Genomic DNA, 11,716 nt, shown 5'->3' with positions numbered 1-11,716 from the left:
CAATAATCCTTCAAAAACAATAAATTTAGAATTTCATATTGTGTTTTTTCTTTATCTATTGCATTGTCAGAAAATGAAATACAGTTTTTTTTCTTCAGTCACCGTCATTCGATCAGAACCGCCATGACCTGTTGTCTAATCTACTAACATGTATCCCTTCGAACGAATGGTACGAATAACTGCGTGGTTGACTGAGTTATCCTCAATTTTTTCCCTTAGATGGAAAATCAAGTTTGCAATTCGATATGTTTTATTTTTAAAGGTCTCACTCCATACTTCTTCAGACAGTTCTTCATATGTAACTGTATTATTTTTATTTGCATGAAGGATTTCCATCATCTTATACTCAAGCCTCGTCAGTGGTATTTCCTTCTTCCCATCGACTTTTACCGCAAAATTCCTAGGTATCAGTTCTATCCTGCCGTCCTCTAATTCCTCATGGTCATCAATAGCAGATGCAGCAACAGCATCCGATTCTTTTTCAACGAGCCATTCGCTTCTTCTATTTAAACTGTTTGAGATAATTAGTTGCAGCTCACTCTCATCACATTCCTCAGAAACGACGCCTAGTGCTCCCAACTGCAAATACACTGTTCTCATTAGTTTTTGCGTGTTGGAAGAAAAAACCCAAACATAGGCATCAGATTTTTCCTTCAATTTCAACAGAATGCTGCACGTTCTTGCTGTATCTTCATCTGGATTTTCTCGAATGATTATTGCATCAAGCTCTGAAATCTTCTGTTCAAAGTCATCCGATGTTAGTTGAATAACATTGATATCGTTTCTTTTCAATTCCTCAGAATAAGATTCAGCAAAATCTACTGATAAATTAATAATCCCTGCATTCATGAATGGTCTTCCTCCTTTAAATATTCATTTTTCTCATTTTATAGAAAAAATATTTATTATTATTTTTTCTCAAAGGTATATACTTTGAGAAACGAATCAATTCTATCAATAAAATCAATGTTTTTAGATTTCCAGACGGCTTATTAGACGGCTTTAGATTTGCTTATTTGCATGAAATAAATCTTAAATCAAATAAAATCGTTCCGAGGTAAGTTCTGGCCATAATCCCTCTTGGATTTTTTAAGACTGACGGCTCAGCTGACGGTTAAAACACTAATAATGATCCTTTCCTCAACAAATAGTGAGAATATCCTTAGTAATACCAAAATATATAATTTTAATATCAAAACATTTCCAAATCGTTTTTACATATAATATGAAAATATTCTCGTTTCTCTCAACATTTATCAATTTTTAATAAAAAATTGATAAATTTTCCTATAGACTTCTATTAAAAATTGTTTTATCATTATTTTGTGATACAAATTAATTATTTCTCAATATATATACATTAGAGAAATAATTTGATAATATTTTATTTTTGAAAATAATTTGACATAAAAAACGGGATAAGCAGTCATAGAGTCCGAATCTCTATTGTTGCTTGTCCCATTTTCTATTTCATTTCAGCTATTATTCTTATATTCCGAGACTAATCCAGCTCAGCTTTATAGTAATAATTGATAACTACTTCTGATCCGTTCTTCACAGCAATGAAGTCAGCCTTGTCAGCACCTTCATAGTCTGCTTCTGCTTCCGCACCAAAATCAATCATGAAGTCGTCAACTTTAACTAGCTGTCCTACTTCTACATAATGGATAACTTCTTTATAAAGTGGATATTCTGTACCTGAGTAAGGATTTACATAATGACGAGTGATAACTGGCATTATATAGTAAGAAGATGTTCCAGAGAAAATCACTTCATGTGTTCCATTCTTCTTAAGCTGTGTCACTTCATCTTTTCTTGCACAGGTCTTAGGATCTTTACGTACCCCTGTGATTGTACCATTTGAAAATGGTTTTGTTACATCTCCAAGCAAGCCGCTGCTTGTGTTATAAACACTTTCAGGATCTGATGACCATGCGTAATTTGCCATATTAGACATATTTCTTGCTACTGTCTTATAAGATGACGTTAGATTCAATGCAACGTCATCTGTAATGACAAATCCCGGATTCTTATATTCTTCACGAACTACTGCCCCACTATAAGCTCTTAACATTTGTTTGTCCGCATGCAGCGCAGATAGTGAACTGTTGATATTATGTGAAATCCCTGTAATAGAGCTTCCTGCATCTTCAGCTTGGATATGAGCAATAATAGAACGAGCACCGGAAACTTTTCCTTCACCGACTACTGTAGCGCCTTTCCATGCATAGATGTCACGGTATGCCCAAATTCCAGTACCTTCTGAGCTTGTCCCTTTTAAGACAGCACTATAGTATGGTTTGATGTCATTTTCACAGTAAATGCCGTATTCAGCTCCAAAAGCTTCTACAGAGCCGCCTTCCATCTGGATCTCATTATGAACACGCAGTCCAACCTTCGCTCCTTCAGAAGTCACTTTACCTACACCGTATTTTGTTGTTTTAAATGCTTTAAAATGTTCGCCAACATTGATTCCAATATCACCGGAAGTGCTAACGTTCATTTCTCCTTTACCAATCAGCTCCAATGTCTTTTTCGCATAAACATATTCAATGTTTACTGGTTCAGAGTTATTCAGAGTTAATTTGATTGTTTTTGAACTATAAATAGCAGAATCTTCATTAAGCTCAAATTCTCCTAATTTATTTTTCAGCACATTCGTTCCGTCTGATTTTGTTGTGATCGTTGCGTCATATCCCTTTAGGTCAGTATTAGCCGTTAAAACTGCCGCATCACTCTCAATGCCGCCCAACAGGCAAAAGCCTAAAACAACTGCTGATGTCCCTAACACCGCTTTTAAAGCCTTCATTATTTACTCTTCCTTCCTCATGATTATCTTTTATAGTTATGATCATAACTATATTAAAGAATAACATTAAAAATAACATAACAGCTATCATGTTTTTAGAAACTTTTGGAAATAATTGAGAAAATATCTAAAAATTTATAAAAAATTAATATAAATATTAGACTATAAAGCGATTATTAAACGATTTATATAATTAAAGTAGGATTTAGAATGGACAAACAGTAATAGCGTCATGATAATTAAATAACACAACTACAGCTTACTGATTACTTTAAGACAGGTACACAAATAAGGCAGCTGCTCTAAATCAGAGCAGCTGCCTTATTTCTTTTATTCTTAAGATCTGAACTTCACGCATTTTATTAATTAACCGTGTATTAATGCTTTTCCCTATATTGGTACTCCACTTTAACGATGATGTCTTGAAGAAATCAATTTGACAAGACTTCTATAGAACGACAAGTGTAACTACACTACGCTATACATTTCTGAAATAGTGCAGCGGCTTATTTGATAAGCGCTTCATCTGACGTTTCTTATCCTCGATGATCGTCAAAAGTTCCTCTGAAAAATTTTCTAAAATGACCCGTCCGCCCTTATAAGTGTTTCCACCAATAGAAGCAATTTCATCTGGTGTCAGTATGACCTTTCGATGAATGATTTTCTTGAAGAAAACATCAATCAAATAGGTCGGCAAATAAAAATTATTTTGAGCGGAAAATGATTCCAGATAAATAAAGTCATCTATACTGATATAACAGTCATCTACAGAAAGAAAATGAACGGACTTATCAATATAAATATCTCTTTTCTGCAAGATCTCATTGATTTTCTTATTCAACAAGTTCAAGCATTCTATTTCCTTTACATAATTTTCCAACTCTCGACGCCGCATATCTCTTTTATCTTCATAAGACATCCGCAGTGCAACACTAATTGCTACAACTGCCGCTCCCACGACGACTCCTAAAATCCCTACTAAGAATATAAGCATTTGACTTACCCCATAATCGATTAGTTTACCTAAAATAGTATAGCATATTCTACTTTTTTGATAAATCAAAAAACTTGATTTATACAAAAATCATAATTGTTCTATACCAAACTTATTTTGCTCACATAATTAAATAACTATAGTTTTTTATAAATCAATCAGTTTAGCTACTTTAATAGTCTCCATTCCTTTAGATGTTTAAGAAAAAGTTATGCCTATCTATTCGTGCCGGCTTTCTGCCTCGATCCATTCGTTATTTGCTTTTCATTTACTCAAAACAAGCCTATTTCCAGCACTTTCTCCCAAAATCATTCATACTTTATTCTTTTAAGTATTTGATAGTTACGAGCTGTATTTTTATAAAAAAATTTCAGGTGCACTTTCATTGACCTTTATTGACCTTTAGAGTATACTTTTTTTAAGCATTACAAAGTGCATTATGTTAAAATATCATTGCGAAGCTTTTTATATAGGAGGACATAAACTATGAATTTAATACCTACAGTTATTGAACAATCATCTCGCGGGGAAAGAGCCTACGACATTTACTCACGATTATTAAAGGATAGAATCATCATGCTAAGCGGACCAATCGATGATAATGTGGCGAACTCAGTGATCGCTCAGTTATTATTCTTAGACGCTCAGGACTCTGAAAAGGATATCTATCTGTACATCAACTCACCAGGGGGCAGCGTTTCTGCGGGTCTTGCAATTTTCGACACAATGAATTTTGTCAAAGCAGATGTTCAAACTATCGTTTTAGGAATGGCAGCTTCCATGGGCAGCTTCTTATTGACAGCAGGTCAAAAGGGCAAACGTTTCGCTTTACCAAATGCAGAGATCATGATCCATCAACCTCTGGGTGGTGCTCAAGGTCAGGCAACAGAAATCGAAATCGCTGCAAAACATATCCTTGATACACGTGAACGCTTGAATAAGATTCTGGCTGAACGTACTGGTCAACCCATTGAAGTGATTGAAAAGGATACCGATCGTGATAATTTCATGACTGCTCAACAAGCGAAAGATTACGGCTTGATTGATGAAGTAATGGAAAACAGCAGCTCTTTAAACTAATTTAACTACAATAAAGAGCCTTCTTTCTTTAAAGGTCGAGGCAGATTCTCGACTTCTAGAAAGAAGGTTCTTTTTAGTTTCGATTTCTTCAAAAACACGATACACTAATTCTGTAAGGAAATAACCATCTATTCAATACTTAAAAATTCTTTCACTAAGTCACTTAAACCAATAAAGGAGTTATCAAACCTATGGATATTTCAATTATTAACCCAATACCTGCAAAAACAAACAACGGACTAGTCATCGGAAAAGATTCTGCACCAATCAAAATGTATGAGTTCATGAATGTTCGCTGTCCATTCTGCAAACAGTGGTTTGAAGAATACTATGATCTTCTGACTGAATACGTCAACGAAGGAAAAGTGCAACGAATCATCAAGCTTTTTGATAAGGAAAAAGAAAGCTTGCTTCCTGGAAATGTCATGCACAAACATATCAACTATGAACTACCGTTGAAGGGACTAACAGATATCCGTCAAATCTACGCGACACAAGACGATTGGGGAAAACTGTCTTTAGAAGGAGTAAAACAATTTGCGGAGGATAATTTAGAGCTGCCAGAAATGGACAATTCGATTGTTGCGCAACAAGTAATTACTGAAGCCGAAGCTGCAAATATCAAGTTTGTTCCCACGGTTATCGTTAATGAGCATATTTTCGACGAGAATATTACTGAAGCTGAACTACGTGCTATTTTAGACAGTAAATAAAAACTGTCCGGATTCAAAAAACAGCAAGACGTGCTAGAACTGTATCTAAGCAGATACACTCTTGGCACGTCTTTTTATCGTTATATGGATGGATTTCCAGCATATTTTCCTTTGGAATCCTAATCCTTTTTAAACAGCTCTTATTTTATCTTTCGGTACACGATATTTTATAGGATCACTTAATTTGACAGAGATGCCCTCTGCTGCCAGAAGTTTAACGAATAGAGCCACGTATCTATCTTCGGGAAAGCTCTGCATAATATCTAAAAAGAACATATCCGACAATGCCAGGATCTCAATACTTAAACCGCGAGTCCCACTAGAGTATGTATGAACCTCTTCGATATACTTCTCATACTCCCCTAAATTGATTTGACCGATATAACTAAGAATGTACGTATCTGATAATAGAGTTTCAAAAAAGGAAAGAACCTGTTGCTTCTCTTCAAAGGTTGGAAAAGTATCCAGATGATCACTCAATGCAATTATTTTTTGAAGCTCATTTCTCATGTTTTCCGCCACCTTGAAGGCATTGATTCTCTCCCGATAGCGTTGAATTTCCTCCCGTTCATTTCGATCTTCAGCATAAGGGATTGTTAGACTGCTTACGCAATTTCTATGGGTATTCTCCAGCTGCGCACCTGCTCTCAGATCAGTGACCATGTTGCAGACAACCGATTCCTCACTCGTATTTCCTTTGACTTCCTGAATCGCTTTTGAGAAGAAATAAGCAATAACTGTTGCTGGTGTCCCATGAACAGCCTTTGCATAAGACATAAGGGAATCAGAATCTATCTGAACTTCATAACGATAAGATTCTTTGATTCGTTCTGTCTGACAACGAGCTTCTGGAAGCGAATATCCTTTTTTATGCACCGTTGGAAGTGTATCACTTTGAGCCGACTTCAATTCAACATAGCCCGGTTCAGAGAGCTCTCCCTCCAGCAAGAGATCGGATGATCGCTGTATACCTGTCAGCTTCATCATTTGAGATTCCTTAGTTGAAAAATAATAGTAAAGGAGCGTGCGAACAAATGGCAGTATGCCTCTACCGTCACAAAGACCGTGATGATAAGAAATGACCAGGTTTCGTTCATAATAGTTAATATCTATTAATTGGTAATTTGCTTCTACTCCTCCAAGCGGAATCAGCGTATCACTGTGTCGCAGCTTCACAGGCAGCTCGTTTTTCACTAAATAAAAATCTCCATCTATCTCGACCATTTTTTGAGTCAAGTAGAAATAGCGTTTTAATGTTTGACGCAATGAATTGGTCAATGCTTCACCACAGACAGCCTCCTTTAAGCGAAACTCAATAACCATGCTTTCATAACCATTTTTCCTATATAAAAATGATTGACCTGTACGAATTTTTTCCTTTGCACTAGTATCCTGTATATCGTATTTATTTGTATTCAACATATATTCGTTCTCCTTTAGATTTAAATAATCAGCATTCTGCTTACTTACTAAAGAAATATTAACCATAATATGTTGGTAAACTATTGCAGTTTTGTTTACAAATGATTAATTCGCTTAATCCAATACTTGAACGACAAAAAGAAAAATAGCAGAATAAGCAAAAAAAACGGAATAGCACGGATCCGAGTATGTCTTCTATCACTCAGATGTGCTTATTCCGTTTTGCTTGTTTCATTCATCAAGCACTTTTCTCTCTCAGCTTATCCGCAAACTCATTGATTTTACGAATCCGATGATTGATACCTGATTTAGAAATCATCCCGGAAGGAATCATTTCTCCCAGCTCTTTCAAGCTGACCTCCGGATGTTCCAAGCGAAGCTCAGCAATTTCCTGCAGCTTCCCCGGCAATGCCTGCAGCCCTACTGTATTATCAATATATTGAATATTCTCGATTTGCTTTGAGGCAGCATCGATTGTCTTATTCAGATTTGCTGTCTCGCAATTTACCAGACGGTTCACAGAGTTTCTCATGTCTCGGACAATTCGAACATCCTCAAATTTCAACATGGAGTTCGTCGCTCCGATCAGGGTGAGAAAATCAGCAATCTTTTCTGCTCCTTTTAAGTAAGAGATATAACCGCTTCTGCGTTCCAAAGTCCGCGCATTCAGGTCATAGTAATTCAACATATCGCAAATATCATTGTTATGCTCTTCATAAATAGAAAATATCTCTAGATGATATCTGCTGGTTTCCGGATTATTGACTGATCCAGTAGCCATAAAAGCACCTCGGAGATAGGAACGCATTTTTTGTGCATTCCCAACAATTGCATCTGAAACGTGATCCTGAAACATCAATCCGTCCATGATATCCAAGTCTGCCAAAACCGCTTCTGTATCTTGTTTTAGGCGAACAATATAGACATTGTTCTTTTTCAGCTTCATTTTTCTTCTAACCAACAGTTCCGATCGTACATCATAGTGATCCTTCAATAAGGTGTAGATTCTTCTGGCGATTGCCGCATTTTCCGTTTGCACATTCAGAACAAATTGTTGATTGACCAAGCTTAATGAACCATTCATACGAATCAATGCGGCCAGTTCTGCTCGTGCATGTTCTCTATGAACCTCAAGTGTCGTCAGCTCTTTTTTCACATCTGAAGCAAATGACATAATATATCCCTCCCTTCCTACAATAATTTATCTATCAATATTTTGCGCCGAAAACTATTCTGAAAAGTTCTTCGACCACTTTATCGCCATCATGGAACACGCCGCCATTTCGCAGCTCAAGAAAATCCGTCGAAATGACACGGCAGCCCTCTTCTCGAAGTCCCTGAAAATCATGGACTACCTGAATAAGATATTCATCATAAACATCAAAATCCATATAGCCTTCCGGTACTGGCTCAGTATTTACCAGCACAGTATCGACAAATTTCTCACCAAGATGCTCGTGAAGCACACGAATATGATCCGCATCTGTAAAATGCTCAGTCTCACCCTTTTGCGTCATGATGTTGCAGATGTATACAACTTCACCTGTACGCTTAAGAATCGCTTCACCAATCTCTCCAATGACTAAGTTAGGTAGAATACTTGTAAACAGACTTCCCGGACCTAGAACAATCATATCAGCTTCTTCAATAGCAGTAACAACTTTTCTCGCAGCTTTCGGTTGTTCATCATCATTTGTATTCGTGACAAATACGTGATCGATCGTTTTTCGATCCACTGCAATATTCGATTCTCCGACAGCAACTGTCCCATCTTTAAAAACAGCATGAAGTGTCAGTGGTCTCTCCGACGACGGGTAAATGTGGCCATCCACATGCATCATTTTAGATAGTAACTGAATTGCTTCATAGGTGCTGCCTCTCATTTCCGAAACTGCCGCAATGATCAGGTTTCCGATGGCATGATTAGCAAAGTATTTATCTTGTTCATTGAAGCGGTATTGAAAAATGTCTTCATATAGTTGCGGCATATCTGAAAGAGCAACTAGGACATTTCTCAAATCCCCCGGTGGTGTCAGGTTCATTGACTTACGAATCTCGCCACTACTTCCACCGTCATCAGCGACTGTTACAACAGCAGTGATATCTGCACCTTGATTTCTCAAACTTTTCAAAATAACAGGCAGTCCAGTACCGCCGCCGACAACAACGATTTTAGGTTTGCGGATTCGATAAGTTTTCATGAGCGATTCACCGTCTCTTTCCTCTTATCTTTGTCTCTATGCGTGACATTCACATGATAATATTTTTCAAGTTCTTCAGAAATACGTTTTGTCAGCGCTACAGAGCGATGCTGACCGCCAGTACATCCAATGGCAATCGTCACATTGGATTTTCCTTCTTTTTTGTACCCGGGCAACACAAATTCCAGTAAGCCGGTAAATCGAGTATAGAATTCTTCTGTTTCCGGAAACTCCATGACATAATCATACACAGATTTTTCTAAGCCGGTGAGCGGTCGCAGCTCTGGAATATAATGAGGGTTAGGTAAAAAACGCACATCCATAACAATGTCAGCGTCTATCGGCAATCCATACTTAAAACCAAATGAAACCATTTCAATTCTGAATTCATGTGTATCTCTGGATCGAAACTCATTGCTTATTCGCTCTCTCAATTGTCGAGGAGACAACTCGGTCGTATCAATGACAAGCTGTGCATCACCCTTGATTTCTTCCAGTAAGCCGCGTTCCTTTCTGATCCCTTCAGTAATCAGACCATCCATTGCCAGAGGGTGCGTTCTCCGAGTTTCTTTGTAGCGTGAAACAAGCTCCTCATCTGTCGCATCTAGGAACATTACAGTTGTGTCGATCACATTCGTATTTTCTATTTCTACAAGCATATTTTGAATCTCTCTGAAAAATGAACGGGAACGTAAATCGACAACTAATGCAATTTTAGAAACCTTTCCAGACTCCTTGATCAACTCCCAAAATTTTGGAATCAAGCTAGGAGGCATATTATCAATACAAAAATAACCCATATCTTCAAAACATTGAACAGCAACCGTTTTTCCGGCTCCACTCATCCCTGTGATAATGATCAATTGCAAATTATCTACCATAAAAATCAGTCTCCTTTATATTGTGGTGGAATCAGGTCAAGTAATTGTCCTGAGTCTTCATTTTTGTGGTCCGATGTCCATTATTTCTAGATGTTCCTACACCAGAATAATGGCTCTCCTTTTTATTGTGGTGGACTCAGGTCAAGTAATTGTCCTGAGTCTTCATCTTTGTGGTCCGATAGCCTATTCCCTAGCATTCTTGATATAAAGGGAATTGGTTCTCCTTCGTATTGTTGTAGAATCTGATCAGATAACTTCACAGATTCTTTATTCTTGTGGTCCGATGTCCATTACTTCTAGAGGTTCCTACACCAGAATAATGGCTCTCCTTTTTATTGTTGTTGAATCAGGTCAAGTAATTGTCCTGAGTCTTCATCTTTGTGGTCTGATAGCCAATTCCCTAGTTTTCTTGATAAAAGGGAATTGGTTCTCCTTCGTATTGTTGTGGAATCTGATCAGGGAACTTCACAGATTCTTTATTCTTGTGGTCCGATGTCCATTACTTCTAGATGTTCCTACACCAGAATAATGGCTCTCCTTTTTATTGTGGTGGACTCAGGTCAAGTAATTGCCCTGAGTCTTCATTTTTGTGGTCCGATAGCCTATTCCCTAGTATTCTTAGTAAAAGGGAATTGGTTCTCCTTTTTATTGTTGTAGAATCTGATCAGATAACTTCACAGATTCTTCATTTTTGTGGTCTGATAGCCAATTCCCTAGTTTTCTTGATAAAAGGGAATTGGTTCTCCTTCGTATTGTTGTGGAATCTGATCAGGGAACTTCACAGATTCTCTATTCTTGTGGTCCGATGTCCATTATTTCTAGATGTTCCTACACCAGAATAATGGCTCTCCTTTTTATTGTTGTGGGATCTGATCAGGTAACTATTCTGTTTCTTTATTTCAATGGGTCGATGTTCATTCTATTCAAAGGTAGTTACTTTCCTTTATCTTCTTATGGTTCTATTAGTGTGATTTTTTCAACTAAATTCTTCTTATCTTTTTTGGTTACTTTGTCTATTATAACATTCCGGGCGTATCAAAGAAAGCCTTTGACTTTTTTAGCAAAAAAAAAGAAGGCGTCAGCCTTCGAAAATCGTCCCCTACATTCCCTCATACAGCATCAAGAATGCCTAAATAATTCACATTTAATACCGGATTGTCACTATCCAACGCTAACCGATCTGACGGGTGGCATTTGATTAATTCTACTTGCACCGAGTATTTTTCCATAGAAACAGCTCTGCCGATAAAGGACCATGATAGATGATCCGCACTGCATAGATAGATTTCACCAACTCTGATACTTCCTCTATCCATTTTGTCGCCTCTTTTCTATATGTTTTATACCTATAGAATAGCATGAAAAATTTTTTATGCTCATTCAATATTCTGATAGTTTTTTTCTTTTTTTGACTTTTTTTAAAACAATATGAGCAAAGAGAAAGAACACCCTTTGTTTTTTAGAACAAAAGGTGCTCTTTCTCTTTTTTGAACGGATTATTTATAGAGAGATAGATATAGACCAATTCATATCAATAATCTGTCTATCTGGAATTGATTGTACTCTACGGAAAGATTAAAATCAAGATATTTCACTATATAAATAAAAATTATTGA

10 protein-coding genes are annotated in these 11,716 nt (G+C 36.8%); 2 read left to right on the top strand and 8 right to left on the bottom strand.

Annotated elements, in window-relative coordinates:
* Nucleotides 1–135: 135 nt before the first annotated feature.
* The 3 genes from I6N96_RS15445 to I6N96_RS15435 all read right to left on the bottom strand — a co-directional run bounded on the left by I6N96_RS15445 (nucleotide 136) and on the right by I6N96_RS15435 (nucleotide 3,803).
* Nucleotides 136–849 (bottom strand): winged helix-turn-helix domain-containing protein, encoded by a 714-nt coding sequence (locus I6N96_RS15445; RefSeq protein ID WP_209558466.1) that lies wholly within the window; start codon nucleotides 847–849, stop codon nucleotides 136–138.
* 652 nt (nucleotides 850–1,501) lie between these two features.
* Nucleotides 1,502–2,809: a hypothetical protein gene (locus I6N96_RS15440; protein WP_209558465.1), complete on the bottom strand. Its 1,308-nt coding sequence runs from the start codon at nucleotides 2,807–2,809 to the stop codon at nucleotides 1,502–1,504.
* Nucleotides 2,810–3,287: 478 nt separating this feature from the next.
* Complete coding sequence (locus tag I6N96_RS15435; protein WP_209558464.1) at nucleotides 3,288–3,803, bottom strand: hypothetical protein; 516 nt, start codon at nucleotides 3,801–3,803, stop codon at nucleotides 3,288–3,290.
* A gap of 486 nt (nucleotides 3,804–4,289) precedes the next feature.
* Between I6N96_RS15435 and clpP the strand changes: the two genes are divergently transcribed.
* Complete coding sequence (gene clpP / locus I6N96_RS15430; protein WP_209558463.1) at nucleotides 4,290–4,883, top strand: ATP-dependent Clp endopeptidase proteolytic subunit ClpP; 594 nt, start codon at nucleotides 4,290–4,292, stop codon at nucleotides 4,881–4,883.
* 191 nt (nucleotides 4,884–5,074) lie between these two features.
* Nucleotides 5,075–5,596, top strand: coding sequence for a DsbA family protein (locus tag I6N96_RS15425; RefSeq protein WP_209558462.1), 522 nt, complete (start codon nucleotides 5,075–5,077; stop codon nucleotides 5,594–5,596).
* A gap of 129 nt (nucleotides 5,597–5,725) precedes the next feature.
* Here the strand turns inward: I6N96_RS15425 and I6N96_RS15420 are convergent, their stop codons facing one another.
* The 5 genes from I6N96_RS15420 to I6N96_RS15400 form a co-directional block, all read right to left on the bottom strand.
* Nucleotides 5,726–7,018, bottom strand: a complete 1,293-nt coding sequence (locus tag I6N96_RS15420; protein WP_209558461.1) for a hypothetical protein — start codon at nucleotides 7,016–7,018, stop codon at nucleotides 5,726–5,728.
* A 238-nt stretch (nucleotides 7,019–7,256) separates the two neighbouring features.
* Complete coding sequence (whiA, locus tag I6N96_RS15415) at nucleotides 7,257–8,192, bottom strand: DNA-binding protein WhiA (RefSeq protein ID WP_209558460.1); 936 nt, start codon at nucleotides 8,190–8,192, stop codon at nucleotides 7,257–7,259.
* Between the two features lie 34 nt (nucleotides 8,193–8,226).
* The gene (locus I6N96_RS15410) at nucleotides 8,227–9,219 is read right to left on the bottom strand and encodes a gluconeogenesis factor YvcK family protein (protein ID WP_209558459.1); all 993 of its coding nucleotides are present in this window, start codon (nucleotides 9,217–9,219) and stop codon (nucleotides 8,227–8,229) included.
* Entirely contained in the window at nucleotides 9,216–10,100 is an 885-nt protein-coding gene (rapZ, locus tag I6N96_RS15405) for an RNase adapter RapZ (RefSeq protein WP_209558458.1), read from the bottom strand. Before rapZ ends, I6N96_RS15410 begins: the two co-directional genes overlap by 4 nt.
* Before the next feature lie 1,109 nt (nucleotides 10,101–11,209).
* Nucleotides 11,210–11,416: a hypothetical protein gene (locus I6N96_RS15400; RefSeq protein ID WP_209558457.1), complete on the bottom strand. Its 207-nt coding sequence runs from the start codon at nucleotides 11,414–11,416 to the stop codon at nucleotides 11,210–11,212.
* Nucleotides 11,417–11,716 lie beyond the last annotated feature (300 nt).

Source organism: Enterococcus larvae, from assembly GCF_017830045.1.
Classification (GTDB): domain Bacteria; phylum Bacillota; class Bacilli; order Lactobacillales; family Enterococcaceae; genus Enterococcus_L; species Enterococcus_L larvae.
This window is presented reverse-complemented; position numbering and strand designations above follow the sequence as displayed.